General features: G+C 67.5%; 16 protein-coding genes. 12 read left to right on the forward strand and 4 right to left on the reverse strand.

Going from position 1 to position 14300, the window contains the following annotated elements; genetic code table 11:
* Window positions 1-5 precede the first annotated feature (5 nt).
* Both E4A53_RS03145 and E4A53_RS03150 read left to right on the forward strand, forming a co-directional pair.
* Window positions 6-1526, forward strand: a complete 1521-nt coding sequence (locus tag E4A53_RS03145) for an undecaprenyl-phosphate glucose phosphotransferase (protein WP_136161657.1) — start codon at window positions 6-8, stop codon at window positions 1524-1526.
* Between the two features lie 223 nt (window positions 1527-1749).
* Window positions 1750-3594, forward strand: a complete 1845-nt coding sequence (locus E4A53_RS03150; RefSeq protein ID WP_136161658.1) for a right-handed parallel beta-helix repeat-containing protein — start codon at window positions 1750-1752, stop codon at window positions 3592-3594.
* A gap of 35 nt (window positions 3595-3629) precedes the next feature.
* On the opposite strand, the gene era is transcribed toward E4A53_RS03150, so the two are convergent.
* Genes era through lepB form a run of 3 tightly spaced genes read right to left on the reverse strand, consistent with a single transcriptional unit; the run spans window position 3630 to window position 5976 of the window.
* On the reverse strand, window positions 3630-4529 hold the full coding sequence (gene era / locus E4A53_RS03155) for a GTPase Era (protein ID WP_136161659.1): 900 nt from the start codon (window positions 4527-4529) through the stop codon (window positions 3630-3632).
* Entirely contained in the window at window positions 4526-5209 is a 684-nt protein-coding gene (gene rnc / locus E4A53_RS03160) for a ribonuclease III (RefSeq protein ID WP_136161660.1), read from the reverse strand. Before rnc ends, era begins: the two co-directional genes overlap by 4 nt.
* Entirely contained in the window at window positions 5209-5976 is a 768-nt protein-coding gene (gene lepB, locus E4A53_RS03165) for a signal peptidase I (protein ID WP_239018105.1), read from the reverse strand. Before lepB ends, rnc begins: the two co-directional genes overlap by 1 nt.
* A 236-nt stretch (window positions 5977-6212) precedes the next feature.
* Here lepB and rplU point away from each other — a divergent pair, with 236 nt between their 5' ends.
* From rplU to E4A53_RS03185, 4 genes are all read left to right on the forward strand, one after another.
* Window positions 6213-6668: a 50S ribosomal protein L21 gene (gene rplU / locus E4A53_RS03170; protein WP_136161662.1), complete on the forward strand. Its 456-nt coding sequence runs from the start codon at window positions 6213-6215 to the stop codon at window positions 6666-6668.
* Window positions 6669-6674: 6 nt separating this feature from the next.
* Window positions 6675-6944: a 50S ribosomal protein L27 gene (gene rpmA, locus E4A53_RS03175; RefSeq protein WP_136161663.1), complete on the forward strand. Its 270-nt coding sequence runs from the start codon at window positions 6675-6677 to the stop codon at window positions 6942-6944.
* Between the two features lie 168 nt (window positions 6945-7112).
* Complete coding sequence (locus E4A53_RS03180) at window positions 7113-7667, forward strand: GNAT family N-acetyltransferase (RefSeq protein ID WP_136161664.1); 555 nt, start codon at window positions 7113-7115, stop codon at window positions 7665-7667.
* A gap of 69 nt (window positions 7668-7736) precedes the next feature.
* Entirely contained in the window at window positions 7737-7985 is a 249-nt protein-coding gene (locus tag E4A53_RS03185; protein ID WP_136161665.1) for a hypothetical protein, read from the forward strand.
* A 60-nt stretch (window positions 7986-8045) separates the two neighbouring features.
* Here the strand turns inward: E4A53_RS03185 and E4A53_RS03190 are convergent, their stop codons facing one another.
* On the reverse strand, window positions 8046-8894 hold the full coding sequence (locus tag E4A53_RS03190; RefSeq protein WP_136161666.1) for a metal-dependent hydrolase: 849 nt from the start codon (window positions 8892-8894) through the stop codon (window positions 8046-8048).
* 46 nt (window positions 8895-8940) lie between these two features.
* Between E4A53_RS03190 and E4A53_RS03195 the strand changes: the two genes are divergently transcribed.
* The 6 genes from E4A53_RS03195 (at window position 8941) to spt (ending at window position 14280) form a co-directional block, all read left to right on the forward strand.
* Window positions 8941-9531 carry a TetR family transcriptional regulator gene (locus E4A53_RS03195; protein WP_136161667.1) on the forward strand — a complete coding sequence of 197 codons (591 nt, stop codon included), beginning with the start codon at window positions 8941-8943 and terminating at the stop codon, window positions 9529-9531.
* Window positions 9532-9621: 90 nt separating this feature from the next.
* Window positions 9622-10665, forward strand: coding sequence for a GTPase ObgE (obgE, locus tag E4A53_RS03200; protein WP_136161668.1), 1044 nt, complete (start codon window positions 9622-9624; stop codon window positions 10663-10665).
* 11 nt (window positions 10666-10676) lie between these two features.
* Window positions 10677-11792, forward strand: a complete 1116-nt coding sequence (gene proB / locus E4A53_RS03205) for a glutamate 5-kinase (RefSeq protein WP_420822596.1) — start codon at window positions 10677-10679, stop codon at window positions 11790-11792.
* The gene (locus tag E4A53_RS03210; protein ID WP_239018106.1) at window positions 11789-12712 is read left to right on the forward strand and encodes an NAD-dependent epimerase/dehydratase family protein; all 924 of its coding nucleotides are present in this window, start codon (window positions 11789-11791) and stop codon (window positions 12710-12712) included. Before proB ends, E4A53_RS03210 begins: the two co-directional genes overlap by 4 nt.
* A 72-nt stretch (window positions 12713-12784) precedes the next feature.
* Window positions 12785-13027 carry an acyl carrier protein gene (locus E4A53_RS03215; protein ID WP_136161670.1) on the forward strand — a complete coding sequence of 81 codons (243 nt, stop codon included), beginning with the start codon at window positions 12785-12787 and terminating at the stop codon, window positions 13025-13027.
* Window positions 13028-13068: 41 nt separating this feature from the next.
* Window positions 13069-14280 (forward strand): serine palmitoyltransferase, encoded by a 1212-nt coding sequence (gene spt, locus E4A53_RS03220; protein WP_136161671.1) that lies wholly within the window; start codon window positions 13069-13071, stop codon window positions 14278-14280.
* Window positions 14281-14300 lie beyond the last annotated feature (20 nt).

Consider the following 14300-nt stretch of genomic DNA (forward strand, 5'->3'; position numbering starts at 1 on the left):
CCGCGATGCCGGACACCGACCGCATCGGGCTGGAGCCCGCCGCTACCGATCCATCGGCTGCGCATCCGCCGGCACCGGCGCCGGCGCACGCGCCGATATCGGACCTGCCACCGCGCACGCCAGTCCTGCTCGACCTGACGACTTTCCTGATGCGCATCGCCGAACTGCTGACCATTCCGGCGGCGGCAGCAGCGGCGGCACTGCTCACCCTCGATTTCATCCCGGACGGGATGAGGTCCGCCTACGTCAACACCGCGCTGATCGCGACGTTGTTCTTCGGTGGGCTGGCGGAGATCACTGGCTGCTACGACGTTGACGTGCGCTTCTCCGCACGGGCGGCATGGGCGCGGGTGATGACCGCGTGGACGGCAACGTCGATCTTCCTGCTCACCCTCGGCTTCCTGCTGAAGGTGTCGGGCGACTATTCGCGCGGCTGGGCACTTGCCTGGTTCGCGATCGGTGGCATCGCGCTGCTCGTCGTCCGTGCGGCCGGTACCGCCTGGATGCTGCGGATGAAGCGGCGCGGCGTGTTCAACCAGCGGGTGGCGATCTTCGGTGCGGCCGCCCAGGGCGACCGGCTTGCCCGCTACATCAGCGGCAACGAGAAGCTGACCATCGACCTGGTCGGCTTCTTCGACGACCGTATGCCCGACCGCCTGCCGGAACGCGAAACCGCGCTGGCGCTGCGCGGCAACCTGCACGACCTGATCGACCTGATCCGGCGCGGCAATGTCGACCAGGTCATCGTCGCCCTGCCCTGGTCGGCGGAATCGCGGCTGCAGGAGATTGTCGGCGAACTGGCGATCACCCCGGTCCGCATCCGCCTGGCGCCTGACCTGGCCAGCTTCGCCTTTGCCCAGCGACAGGTGGTGCTGCTCGGCGACCTGCCGGTGATGACGTTGTTCGAACGGCCGATCTCCGGCTTCGACCAGATCGTCAAGAAGGTCGAGGATCTGGCGTTCGCCAGCGTAGCACTGATCCTGCTGGCGCCGCTGCTGCTGCTGACCGCAATCGCGATCAAGCTCGACAGCCGCGGCCCGGTGTTCTTCCGCCAGGAGCGCGAGGGCTTCAACAACCGCCACTTCCGCATCTGGAAATTCCGGTCGATGCGGATCGACCGCTGCGAGGCCGACGCAATCGTCCAGGCGACCCGTGACGACCCGCGCGTCACCCGCGTCGGGCGCTTCCTGCGCCGAACCAGCATCGACGAGCTGCCGCAACTGTTCAACGTGATGACCGGCGAGATGTCACTAGTCGGCCCGCGCCCGCACGCCCCCTCGACCCGCGCCGGCCAGCGGCTGTTCTCCGAAGTCGTCGGCCATTACGCGGCCCGCCACAAGGTGAAGCCGGGAATCACCGGCTGGGCGCAGGTGCATGGCTGGCGCGGCGAGACCGACACCGAGGAGAAGCTGCTCCGTCGGCTGGAGCACGACCTCTATTACATCGAGAACTGGTCGGTCGGCCTGGATATCTACATCATGGCCCGCACCGCGGTATCGCTGGCGTTTCAGCGCACCGCCTACTGACCAGCCGGCGTAACCGCGCCGCACCGGAAAGTTCCCTGATAGGATCGCGTCGCCAACGCTTCGCCCCGAAAGGCCGGCGACTCGCCGTCGTTTACCATATTTTACTTGCGTCAACCCGCCAATCCGAACGAGATAAATCAAGTCAAATTGCTCGGAATGGACAACGCTACCGAAATGAATTGGGTGTGCCGACCTAAATTCAATAATACCGCCTAATTATTTCTTGAAAATCCTGATCGTTAACCAACGCCGCAATTGGAATCCAATTGTGACGGCGGCGGAATATTGCCTGCTTTCAACCAAGTTAATTGGTTTCTGGAAATTAACTATTGAAATGAACCGATATATAATGCTCACCACGGTAAATCCCAAACCCTCAACAGATGCGTCGACCTCGCAATCGGTCGACGAGTGGGGGTCGCGAGTGGACGAAATTCAAATCAACGGCCGGGCCGCGCTGCTCGACGCGCTGAGCCACGCCAAGGGCGGTGAGACCTTCATTCTCGCCGCGGGCGATTACGGCACGCTGTCCTTGTCCAACCGCAGCTTCCTCGACACGGTGACCATCAAGGCCGCCAGCGCCGGGGATTCGGTCCATTTCGACGGCATCAAGCTGCTCAACGTCGCCAACATGGCATTCGACGGCATCGACATGGGCCGCGCGCTCCAGGCGGGCGAGCCGGACTATACCCAGATCAACCGGGTCGACGGGTCGAGCAACATCAGCTTCAACGACGTCCACATCCATACCTCAACGGACGGAGACGTTTCGAACGATGCCTGGGGCATGTATGTGGCGCGTTCCAGCCAGATCAGCATCACCAATTCCGAGATCAGTGACGTCGTCCGCGGCGTGATCTTCGACAAGACCAACGACATCGTCTTCCAGAATAATTTCGTCCACACCGTCCGCAGCGACGCCGCCGACTTCAGCGCGGTGAGCAACGTTCTAATAGATGGCAATACCTTCACCGACTTTTTTCCGGTAGCCGGCGATCACCCAGACACGATCCAGTTCTGGACCAATGGGCAGACTATCGGTTCGTCGAACATCGTCATTACCAACAACGTTATGCTACAAGGTAGTGGCGTCGGCCCGCAGGGTATTTTCATGGCCGACGAGGTCGGTACGCTGCCCTATTCGAACGTGCTGATCCAGAACAATCTGTTGTTTTCGGCCGACCAGTATCATGGCATCGCCGTCTATCACGGTGACAATGTCCGGATCATCGGCAATACGGTCGCCTCGCCTGGCGATGACAGCAAGATGTACTGGATCCTGGTCGATCGCCTGACGAACAGCACGGTCAGCCACAATGTCGCCGACAAGATCCTGAACCAGAGCTCCACCGACCTGGTCACCGACGGCAACCTGCTGTTGAACGGCAACGCCGATGCTACGGCGCTGATCCCCAACCTGTTCGCAGGGGCCGGGACGACGATCGCCGACCTGCTGGTTGCCGGCTACGGCTATCATCGCCCGACGGAGTCAGCACCCGAGACACCGGCGTCGAAGCCGGATTCAACGCCGACCCCGGAGCCCACGCCCGAGCCGACGCCGGAACCAACCCCGACACCGGAGCCAACTCCAACGCCCGAACCCACGCCCACGCCTGAGCCGACGCCAGAACCAACCCCGACACCGGAGCCGACTCCAACGCCGGAACCCACGCCCACGCCCGAGCCGACCCTACCGGTGGTCGGGCACAATGCGGGTAGCCTGTTCGGCACCGCGATCATCCACGCGCTGCAGGACCTGATGCTGTCGCCGAGTTCACGCGCGGCCACCACACTGTCGCTGTCCAGGGCGCTGAACGTGATCGACGCCGCCGACAGCCGCGATGCAACGCCGGAAACACCGAGCCCGCAGGACATACAGCATGCGGTGACCGCCGGTATCGGCGAGAGCCTGGCGGCGGCGGGGATCGGCGGGCTGATCGGCCATGCCCTGCCCGGTTTCGGCTCTGGCTTCGGCACCGCGCACGAGGCATCCGGCAACCCCTATCTGCAACTGGGCCATGACAGCCGCGGCGGCATGCCGTGGCTGCGGACCGAGAATTTCGCCTGATCCGGTAAGGCGGACGGCCGCCGTCGGCCGGCCCCCTACTCCGTCCAGTCGAGGCCGATGTCGCGATAGACCGCGCGGTCCTCATCCCAGTCGGGCTTGACCTTGACGTGCAGATAGAGGTGGACGCGGCGGCCGAGCAACTGCATCAGCTCGGCACGGGCGCGAGCGCCGATCTCGCGGATGCGCTGGCCGCCCTTGCCGAGCACGATTGCTCGCTGGGTCGGCCGCGCGACCAGAATTTGCTGGTGGATCTCGACCGATCCGTCGTCCTGTTCCCGATATTGCTCGGTCTCGACGACGCTGGCATAGGGCAGCTCGGCGTGGAGTTGGAGGAAGATCTGCTCGCGTGTCACCTCGGCGGCGAGCATCCGGTCGGTGGCGTCGGACACCTGATCTTCCGGGAAATGCCATGGGCCGGGCGGCATCCGCTCCGCCAGTTCCCGCTTCAGGTCGACGATGCCGTCGCCGGTCGCCGCGCTGACCATGAACACCGCATCGAACGGCAACGCCGCACTCAGCCGCTCGGCATGGACGAGCAGCTTGTCCTTTGCCGCGATGTCGACCTTGTTCAACACCAGCAGCTTCGGTTCCCGGCGCCTGGCCAGTGCCTCGACGATCGCCATCACCTTCGGGCCCAGGCCGGCGCGCGCGTCGACGACCAGCGCGATCAGGTCGGCATCCTCCGCACCGCTCCAAGCGGCGGCGACCATCGCCCGGTCGAGGCGGCGGCGCGGCTCGAAGATGCCGGGCGTGTCGACCAGCATGATCTGCGCCTCCCCGGCGATCGCAACGCCGAGCAGGCGGGTCCGCGTCGTCTGCGCCTTCGGGCTGACGATCGCCACTTTCTGGCCAACCAGTGCGTTGACCAGCGTCGACTTGCCCGCATTGGGCGCGCCGACGACGGCGACCAACCCGCAGGATGGGCCGCCGCTCATCGCTCACCCCCCTCGCCGCCGGTCAACATCGCGAGCAGAGCGCGCGCGGCCGCCGTCTCCGCCTCCTGCTTGGAACTGCCCTCCGCCTGCGTTTCTCCCGCACCCTTGATCGAGACGGCAACGGTGAAGCGCGGCGAATGGTGGGGGCCGGAGCGCCCGGCCAGCGCGTAGACCGGCGGCTTGCGGCGGTTGGCGGCAGCCCATTCCTGCAGCGCCGATTTTGGGTGCTGGGGCGCCCGTTCGCGGGCGATCCGCTCACCCCAGGCGGCGCGAACGAAGCCGTCGGCGGCGGCAAACCCGCCGTCCAGATAGAGGGCGCCGATCAGCGCCTCGACCACGTCGCCCAGCACATGGTCGCTTTCCATCGCCCCGTCGTCGCGCGCCTGCTTGCCGAGGCGCAGGTGCGGGCCGACGCCGATCTCCCGCGCGATTTTGGCGCAGGTCTCGCCGGAGACCAGCAGGTTCAGCCGGCGGGATAGGTTGCCTTCCGGTTCGTCCGGGAAGCGGGCATAAAGCCAGCGCGCGACGATCAGCCCCAGCACCCGGTCGCCAAGAAACTCCAGTCGCTGGTAATCCTCCGCTTCCCGGCTGCCATGGGTCAGCGCGCGCCGGAACAGCGCCTCGTCAACGGGCCGATAGCCGAGCGCGGCGGCCAGCCAGGTGGTCAGATCGCCGCTCATCAGAATCGCCCCCCGATCCGTTCGGCCCGTACAGCCGGCCACCAGGTCCACGGCCGGACCGGACTGGCGGAACCGTCGGTCGAATAGACGACGACCAGCGCCCGGCCGACCAGATTGTCCTGCGGGACCAGCCCGATGCCGCCGGCATCGGTCGCGACCCGGCTATCCTCGCTGCGATCGCGGTTGTCGCCCATGACGAACATATGCCCCACCGGCACGTTGAACACCGGCGTATCGTCGACCCCGGTTACGCCGATGTCGAGCGTCTCGTAACTACGCCCGCCGGGCAGCGTCTCCCGGTAGCGGGGATAGCGGCAGGCGCCGCCGCCACCCGCCGCCGGCTCGCTGTACAGGGTGGAGAAGCACGGACTGTTGGGACTGGCCGGCACCACCAGATCCGCGATCCGCTCGCGCGGTAGCCGCCGGCCGTTCAGAATGACGCGCCCGCCGCGCAGTTGCACGCTGTCGCCCGGCAGGCCGATCACCCGCTTGATATAGTCGCGCTGGTTGCTTGGCGGCGCGCGGAAGATGACGACGTCGCCGCGCTCCGGCTGGGCGGCCAGCACGCGGCGCGGCAGCAGCGGCACGTCGAACGGCAGGCTGTAGCGCGAATAGCCGTAGGGCCATTTGGCGGCGAGCAGATAGTCGCCGATCAGCAGGCGCGGCTGCATCGATTCCGACGGGATGGTGAACGGCGCGACGACGAAGCTGCGCACGACGAACACGACAAGCGCGAGCTTGACGAGGAAGTAGAGGAAGTCGCGCATCTCGGACCGGGATCGCGAGCGGCGCCGGGCGCGATCGCCGGCGGCGTTTCTGGGCATCGGCGGCCTTTGCGGCGGTCGGCCGCGATCGTCAAGGATGGCGGCGCGCGACGGCCGGGTTCGGCGGGAAAGCGGCCTTCCATGGTTGACAACCAGCCGCTTGTCCCGTAGCGGGCCTGCTTTCCGCGCCGGGCTTGCGCTTGGTCGCGGAACTCAGTCTTGAAGAAGTGATGAGAGCCATGTTCGCAGTCGTGCGCACGGGCGGCAAGCAATATCGCGTTGCCGCAGGAGACAAGATCGTCGTCGAGAAGCTTGCCGGTGAGGCGGGCGACACCATCGCGCTCGGCGATGTGCTGCTGGCGGGGGACGGCGCTGAGCTGAAGCCCACCGACGGACTGACCGTTTCGGCCGAGATCGTCGCGCAGGCGAAGGGCGAGAAGGTCATCGTCTTCAAGAAACGTCGCCGGCATAACTACCGGCGCCGCAACGGCCATCGCCAGCAGCTGACGATCCTGAAGATCGTCGCGATCGGCGAGGAAAAGAAGAAGGCAGCGCCGAAGAAGGCCGCCGCCGAAGACAAGCCGGCCGCCCCCGCCAAGGCCGAGGCCGCCGCGGAAACCGCGGCGCCCGTCGAGGCGAAGAAGGCTCCGGCAAAGAAGGCCCCGGCGAAGAAGCCGGCGGCTGATAAGGAGTAACGGGCAATGGCACACAAGAAAGCAGGCGGCTCGTCGCGCAACGGTCGTGATTCCGCTGGCCGTCGCCTTGGCGTGAAGAAGTATGGCGGCCAGGAAGTCGTTGGCGGCAACATCATCGTGCGCCAGCGCGGCACCCGCGTCTATCCGGGCCGTAATGTCGGCATCGGCAAGGATCATACCTTGTTTGCGCTGACCGCTGGCCGCGTGGCGTTCCACGAAGGCAAGCTCGGCCGCAAATACGTATCCGTGGATATTATGGCCGAGGCGGCCGAATAGCGGACGAACCGGTTATCGGGTCGTCCTGGGGGCGACCCGAAAGCCTGCTGCGGCAGGTGTAGAGGGAGACGGGTAGCCCCCGCTCCCTTTTTGCATATCTCCCTCAAATCCCTGTCGCACCGCTGTCATGCCCGGCTGGCATGGCGGCGCCGGAATTTGGAGAGAGATATGTTCGCGCGGACCGATAGACTGCTGCTGCGGCCCGGCTGGGCCGAGGACGCGCCGGCCCTGCATGCCGCGATCGCCGAACCGGCGGTGGTGCGCAACCTAGCGCGAGCGCCCTGGCCGTACCGGCTGACCGACGCGCAGGCCTTTCTTGCCGGCGCCGATACGCCCCTGCCCACCTGCCTGATGTTCGCGCGCACCCACGGCGCCCCACGTCTGGTCGGGGGCGTCGGACTGCACCCGGCCGCTGACGGACGGATTGAACTGGGTTTCTGGGTCGCGCGGCGGTTCTGGGGCCTCGGCTATGCGACAGAGGCCGGCCAGGCAATGCTGGCAGCGGCACGCGATACGCTACGCCTGTCGGCGATCGAGGCCGTCCACTTCGTCGACAATCCGGCCGCCGGGCGGGTGTTGCACAAGCTCGGCTTCCGCCCGATCGGGTGCCCTGCCCCGCGCTTCAGCGCCGGGCGGGGCGAGGCGGCTCCCAGCCGGCGCTATATCAGCGAAGGCGACGGAATGCCCTGTGACGGGGACATGCCGCAGCTGAAGGCCGCCTGATCGGGGAACCCCGGCGCGACCGCATTCGTTGCTTTTTTTGCCTGTTTTACAAGCGTTGGAGTTCAGTCGATGTCGAAATTCCGTTTTTCCGCCCTTGCCGCCGCTGCGGCGATGCTCGCCGCCAGCCCGGCGCTGGCCGCCGGGACCAGCGCCAGCCGCCTGTCCGTCACCGGCGCGCGCACGGCGGCGCCTGTGGCCCAGACGAGCGAAGCCGCGGGCGGCAATGTGATCGCGCTGGCGCTGGCCGCCGGCATTGCGGCGATCGTCGTTCTGGCCGTTATCAACAACGACAATGACGACAAGCCCGCCAGCGCCTGAACCGGCTGTCGAGCGGGAAGCGGCGCCGTCCCGGCCCAGGCCGGGGCGGCGCTTCGCTGTTCAGGCGGCGCTGGGCATCAGCGCGGCTTCGTAGGCGCTGTCGGCCAGACGGATCAGCGCCCGGTCGTCATGATTCCACGGGTGGAAACCCGGCATGAAATAGGCGATCCACGCCGGTACCAGCCGACGCAGCACACCAGGGCTGCCAATCAGGTAGCGAGCGATCCCCCAATAGGCGCGGGCGCCGATAATCCCGTCCTGCCGCAACAGGTGGAGCATGCCCTGCACCCGACGAATCCAGAATTCACGGGTAACAAGCAGCATCATGATCGAGCGGACTTTCCACCGCTTCCACGCGCTCCAGTCGCGGGTCGCATGCATCCAGGTGTCGTAGGCGACGCCCTTGTGCTCGATCTCCTCGACCGCATGCCAGCGCCACATCTCGGCGATTTCGGGGTCGGCGCCCTCGAACAGGTCGCTGCGCAGGATCATCGCCGCCATCATCGCGGTGTAATGCTCCAGCGCCATCGTCACCGCGAGGTTCAGGATCTGCGGCCGGTCCCTGGTCATATCCAGCGATTCGGTGACCCGGTCCTCCAGCACGGAAACATCGTAGCCGGCGTCGGTCACCCGCTTGTTGAACGCGACATGCTCGCGGCTGTGCATCACCTCCTGCATGGTGAACGCCTTGATCTCGCGTTCCAGCTTCGGCGACGCGCCGTCGCGGAATGCCTTCACCGATTCGATGAAGAACGCCTCGCCGCGCGGAAAGGTGATCGATAGCGCGTTGTAGAAGGCGGTGCCGATCGGGTCGCCGTTCATCCACCAGCGCTTCTGCGCCATCCCGCGCCCGAAACGCCGATCACGCGGGGTGATCGTCAAGTCGACGGGTGTTTTGTCCTGCGCCATGCTATCGGCTCCGTTGCTTGCAACAATCTGGTTTTTGTTTACATAAATGTCAATAGTGAGAAAGAGGCTATCGCCTGAGGAAAGCCGCGCTGCGGCGCTGGTAGCAGCACGCGCGCTGCTGATCGAAGCGGGGCCGCAGGCGGTGACGCTGAAAGCGGTTGCGGCGCGGGTCGGGCGCACCCACGCCAACCTGCTCCACCATTTCGGCTCGGCCGCCGGCCTGCAGAAAGCGCTGGCGCAGCACCTGGCCGAAACGGTTACGCTCAGCATCGGCGAGGCGGTGCTGCGCGAACGGCGCGGCGACGCGGAACCGGACGAGATCGTCGATTTGACCTTCGATGCGTTCGACAAGGAGGGGGCCGGCGCGCTGGCATCATGGATGATCCTGTCGGGCAGTCATGAGGCGCTTGACCCGATCCTCGACGCGATCCGCCAGTTGGTCGAGGATCTGTCGGTCGAGCACGGCCATGCCTTCGTCGCCGAACGGACGCTGTCGCTGGTATTGATGGCGCTGGGCGACGCACTGCTCGGCGCGCCGATGGCCCGCGCGCTCGGCCTGCCGCGCGGCAAGGCGCGCGAGTTGGCGCTGCGCCAACTCGCCGAGACGGGGCTGGGCGCGGCGGATGTTGTCGCCTAGGGGGCGGCGCGACCCCCTTTCCCACCCCCATTTCCTTTCCGGGGCGGCGGCCAGTTCCGTGCGCGCCCGAAATGCTCTAGGCACCCGGCGATGCACTTCCTCGATCAAGCCAAGATTTTCATCCGGTCCGGTGCCGGTGGCGGGGGCGCCGTCAGCTTCCGGCGCGAGAAGTTCATCGAATTCGGCGGACCGGACGGCGGCAACGGCGGCAAGGGCGGCGACATTGTGTTCGAAGCGGTGCCCGGCCTGAACACGCTGATCGATTTCCGTTACACTCAGCATTTCCGCGCCCTGCGTGGCAATGGCGGTTCCGGCAGCAACCGGACTGGTGCCGGTGGCCCGGACCTGATCATCAAGGTTCCGGTCGGCACGCAGGTGCTGTCGGAAAACAGGGAGCATGTGCTGGCCGATTTCACCCGCGCCGGCCAGCGCGTCGTGCTGCTGAAGGGCGGTGACGGCGGGCGCGGCAACCTCAGCTACAAGACATCGACCAACCGCGCGCCGCGCCAGCACGGCACTGGCTGGCCGGGCGAGGAGATGTGGGTCTGGTTGCGGCTGAAGTTGCTTGCCGATGTCGGGCTCGTCGGCCTGCCCAACGCCGGCAAATCGACCTTCATCAACGCGGTCACCAATGCCCGCGCCAAGGTGGGCGCCTATGCTTTCACCACCACGCGCCCGCAGCTCGGCGTCGTCAGCCGCCACCAGCGCGAATTCGTCGTCGCCGACATCCCCGGCCTGATCGAGGGCGCGGCGGAAGGCGCCGGGATCGGCGACCGCTTCCTCGGCCATATCGAGCGCTGCCAGGTGCTGCTCCACCTTGTCGACGCGGAGAGCGAGGATCCGGCCGAGGCCTATCGCATCGTCCGCGAGGAACTGGCTCGCTACGGCGCCGGTCTGCCCGACAAGCCGGAGGTGATCGCGCTGAACAAGGTCGACCTGCTCGATGCCGAGCTGATCGCCGCGCTCAGCGCCGAGCTGGCGGCGGCCAGCGGCGCTGAAATACTGCCGCTGTCCGGCGCCGCCGGCATCGGCCTGGAGGCGGTACTCGACCGGCTGGAGGCCGCCCTGCCCCCGCCGGTGGCGGACGACCCGGCCGCCGACGGCGAAACCGACGGTGAATGGTCGCCGCTGTGAGCGATACCAGCATGCCGTTCACACCAGGCGCTTGCCCGCGGCTGGTGGTCAAGATCGGCTCGTCGCTGCTCGTCGACCGCGAAGGCGCGGTACGGCGGGAGTGGCTGGCCGGGCTGGCCGACGACCTCGCCGCGCGCCACGCCGCCGGGCAGCGGCTGGTCATCGTCTCGTCCGGCGCGATCGCGCTCGGCGCGCGCCGGCTGGCGCTGGCCAAGGGCGGCCGCGCCAGCCTGGAGGACGCGCAGGCGGCGGCGGCGGTCGGCCAGATCGCCCTGTCGCAGGCCTGGGCCGAACTGCTCGGCGCGCGCGGGCTGACCGCCGCGCAGATGCTCGTCACCCTCGACGACCTCGAGGATCGACGCCGCTACCTGAACGCCAGCGCCACCCTAGGCCGGCTGCTCAGTCTGGGCGCGGTGCCGGTGATCAACGAGAACGACAGCGTTGCCACCGCCGAAATACGCTTCGGCGACAATGATCGGCTGGCGGCGCGGGTCGGCCAGGCGGCGGGCGCCGACGGGGTGATCCTGCTGTCCGACGTCGATGGCCTGTTCACCGCCAACCCCGGTCGCGACCCGAGCGCGAAGCTGGTCAAACGGGTTGAGGCGGTCGACGATCAGATCCGGGCGATGGCCGGCGCCGATAGCGGATCGGGCATGGGTTCCGGCGGCATGGCGTCAAAGCTGCAGGCGGCGGAGATCGCCACCCGCGCCGGCATCGCACTTGCCATCACCTCCGGGACCCGCGCCAACCCGCTCGCCGCCTTCGCCGCCGATGGGCGCGGCACGTTGTTCGTCGCCAGCGGCCGGGCACGGGCGCGGCAGGGCTGGCTCGGCGGCCGGCTGACCGCGCGCGGGCGCATCCGCGTCGACGCCGGCGCGGTTGCCGCGCTGCGCGTCGGCAAGAGCCTGCTTCCCGCCGGCGCGGTCGGTGTCGAAGGGCGGTTCGAACGCGGCCAGGTCGTCGACATCGTCGGGCCGGACGGCGCCGCGGTCGCGCGTGGGCTGGCCGAATACCCGGCGGCGGAGGCGGCGCTGATCGCCGGGCGGCGCAGCGGCGAACTGGCCGACCTGCTCGGCCACGCCCCGCGCTCCGCCCTCGTCCACCGCGACCATCTGGTGCTCCTGTGAAGCCGCCCCGCCCAACGCTGGCGATCACCGGCGGCACCGGCTTCGTCGGGTCGACGCTGATCCGCCACGCCGCCCGGCGCGGCCACCCGGTCAGCGCCCTGACCCGGCGTCCGCAGGAGGCGTTGAAGGGCGTCAACTGGATCGACGGCGCCCTCGACCGGCCGGACAGCCTGAAGCGGCTGGTGGAAGGGGCGGACGCGGTGATCCACGTTGCCGGCGTCGTCAACGCCCGCGACCGTGCCGGCTTCGCCGCCGGCAACGCCGAGGGCACGCTGGCGATGGTCGAGGCGACGAAGGCGGCCGGGGTGCGGCGCTTCGTCCATGTCTCGTCGCTGGCGGCGCGCGAGCCGGAGCTGTCCGACTATGGCTGGTCGAAGGCGCGGGCCGAGCAGATCGTCGCAGCGAGCGGCCTGGACTGGACGGCGGTGCGCCCACCCGCCGTCTACGGCCCCGGCGACCTGGAGCTGCTGGAGCTGTTCCGCATGGCGAAGCGGCGGCTGATCCTGCTGCCGCCGCCCGGCCGCATCTCGGTCATAGAGGTAAGCGACCTGTCACGGCTGCTGTTGTCGCTGGTCCCGGAAAGCGAGGAGACGCTGACCCGGGTGTTCGAGGCCGATGACGGCCGCCCCGGCGGTTGGAGCCATGCCGAGTTCGCCGAGGCGATCGCCGCCGCCGTCGGCCGCCGCGCCGCCGCTGTCCATGCCCCGCCCGGCCTGCTTCGCCTCGCTGCCCGCGCCGACCGGCTGATCCGGCGCGGGCGGGCCAAGCTGACGCCCGACCGCGCCGCCTATTTCTGCCACCCCGACTGGGTGATCGACCCGGCGCAGCGACCGCCCGTCGCCATCTGGCAGCCGCATATCGCGACGCTGATCGGACTGAAAGCGACGGCCAATGCCTACCGCGCCGCCCGGCTGCTGTAGCACATCGCGATCCTGCCCCATCGCTGCCGCAATCCCTTGGCAAGCCGCGACCATCCCCTTTAAGGACGGACGATGACCGACCGCGCACAGATATTCGACACGATTGCCGCCCAGATCGCGCCGTTCAACAAGAAGGGCATCGCGCTGACGGAGACGACGACCTTCGCCGGCGATCTGGAGTGGGACAGCTTGACCGTGATGGATTTCGTCGCCGCCATCGAGGACGAGTTCGACATCATCATCACGATGAACATGCAGGCGGAAATCGAAACCGTCGGCCAGCTTGTCGACGCGGTCGCGAAGCTGAGGGGCTGAATGACAATGCGCGCCACCCGGCCGCGCCCAGGGACACCGAAATGACCGATCTGCTTTCCAAATTCGATCCGCTGATCGCGGAGCGGCAGGCGCTGCTCGACACCGGCGTGCGCGATCCGTTCTCGATCGTGATGGACGAGGTGAAATCGCCCACCCTTGCCGTCATCAAGGGCAAGGAGACGATCCTGCTCGGTACCTATAATTATATGGGCATGACCTTCGACCCGGACGTGATCCAGGCGGGCAAGGACGCGCTCGACGCTTTCGGGTCCGGCACCACCGGCAGCCGGGTGCTGAACGGCACCTATCAGGGTCACAAGGAATGCGAGGAGGCGCTGAAAGCCTTCTACGGCACCCGCCACGCGATGGTGTTCTCGACCGGCTATCAGGCCAATCTGGGGATGATGTCGACGCTGGCCGGCAAGGGCGAATACATCATCCTCGACGCCGACAGCCACGCGTCGATCTATGACGGCTGCGCGCTCGGCAACGCGGAGATCGTCCGCTTCCGCCACAATTCGGTCGAAGACCTCGACAAGCGGCTCGGCCGGCTGCCCGCCGAGGCCGGCAAGCTGGTCGTGCTCGAAGGCGTCTATTCGATGGTCGGCGACATCGCCCCGCTGAAGGAGATGGTCGCCGTCGCCAAGAAGCACGGCGCGATGATCCTGTGCGATGAGGCACACGGCATGGGCTTTTTCGGCCCCAACGGTCGCGGCGTGTTCGAGGAGGCCGGGGTCGAGGACGATGTCGATTTCGTCGTCGGCACCTTCTCCAAGTCGGTCGGCACGGTCGGCGGCTTCTGCGTATCCAACCACCCGAAGTTCGAGGTGCTACGGCTGGTCTGCCGACCCTATGTGTTCACCGCCTCGCTGCCGCCGTCGGTGGTGGCGACCGCCGCCGCGTCGATCCGCAAGCTGATGCACGCCGGCAACAAGCGGCAGCATCTGTGGGAAAACAGCCGGCGCCTGCACGGCGGCCTGCGCGAACTGGGCTTCACGCTGGGGACGGAAACGCCGCAATCGGCGATCATCGCGGTGATGCTGCCCGATCAGGAGCAGGCGGTCGGCATGTGGGCGGCGCTGCTGGAGCTTGGCCTCTACGTCAACATGGCGCGGCCGCCGGCGACGCCGGCCGGCACATTCCTGCTGCGCTGCTCGCTGTGCGCGGAGCACTCCGCCGAGCAGGTCGAGCAGATCCTTGGCATGTTCGCGGCGGCGGGCCGCGCGGTTGGCGTTATCGCGCCGGCTGTGTAGGATATCGAAAGGCGATGGCC

Source organism: Sphingomonas flavalba (genome assembly GCF_004796535.1).
GTDB classification, from domain to species: Bacteria; Pseudomonadota; Alphaproteobacteria; order Sphingomonadales; family Sphingomonadaceae; genus Sphingomonas_L; species Sphingomonas_L flavalba.

What these genes read in the sequence shown, in the direction of transcription:
- E4A53_RS03145 (WP_136161657.1), top strand. Translation starts at nt 6, where the DNA reads ATGCCGGACACCGACCGCATCGGGCTGGAGCCCGCCGCTACCGATCCA.
- E4A53_RS03185 (WP_136161665.1), top strand. Translation starts at nt 7,737, where the DNA reads ATGTCGAAATTCCGTTTTTCCGCCCTTGCCGCCGCTGCGGCGATGCTC.
- spt (WP_136161671.1), top strand. Translation starts at nt 13,069, where the DNA reads ATGACCGATCTGCTTTCCAAATTCGATCCGCTGATCGCGGAGCGGCAG.
- E4A53_RS03215 (WP_136161670.1), top strand. Translation starts at nt 12,785, where the DNA reads ATGACCGACCGCGCACAGATATTCGACACGATTGCCGCCCAGATCGCG.
- era (WP_136161659.1), bottom strand. Translation starts at nt 4,529, where the DNA reads ATGAGCGGCGGCCCATCCTGCGGGTTGGTCGCCGTCGTCGGCGCGCCC.
- lepB (WP_239018105.1), bottom strand. Translation starts at nt 5,976, where the DNA reads ATGCGCGACTTCCTCTACTTCCTCGTCAAGCTCGCGCTTGTCGTGTTC.
- proB (WP_420822596.1), top strand. Translation starts at nt 10,677, where the DNA reads ATGCCGTTCACACCAGGCGCTTGCCCGCGGCTGGTGGTCAAGATCGGC.
- rnc (WP_136161660.1), bottom strand. Translation starts at nt 5,209, where the DNA reads ATGAGCGGCGATCTGACCACCTGGCTGGCCGCCGCGCTCGGCTATCGG.
- E4A53_RS03195 (WP_136161667.1), top strand. Translation starts at nt 8,941, where the DNA reads ATGTCAATAGTGAGAAAGAGGCTATCGCCTGAGGAAAGCCGCGCTGCG.
- E4A53_RS03180 (WP_136161664.1), top strand. Translation starts at nt 7,113, where the DNA reads ATGTTCGCGCGGACCGATAGACTGCTGCTGCGGCCCGGCTGGGCCGAG.
- E4A53_RS03190 (WP_136161666.1), bottom strand. Translation starts at nt 8,894, where the DNA reads ATGGCGCAGGACAAAACACCCGTCGACTTGACGATCACCCCGCGTGAT.
- obgE (WP_136161668.1), top strand. Translation starts at nt 9,622, where the DNA reads ATGCACTTCCTCGATCAAGCCAAGATTTTCATCCGGTCCGGTGCCGGT.
- rpmA (WP_136161663.1), top strand. Translation starts at nt 6,675, where the DNA reads ATGGCACACAAGAAAGCAGGCGGCTCGTCGCGCAACGGTCGTGATTCC.
- rplU (WP_136161662.1), top strand. Translation starts at nt 6,213, where the DNA reads ATGTTCGCAGTCGTGCGCACGGGCGGCAAGCAATATCGCGTTGCCGCA.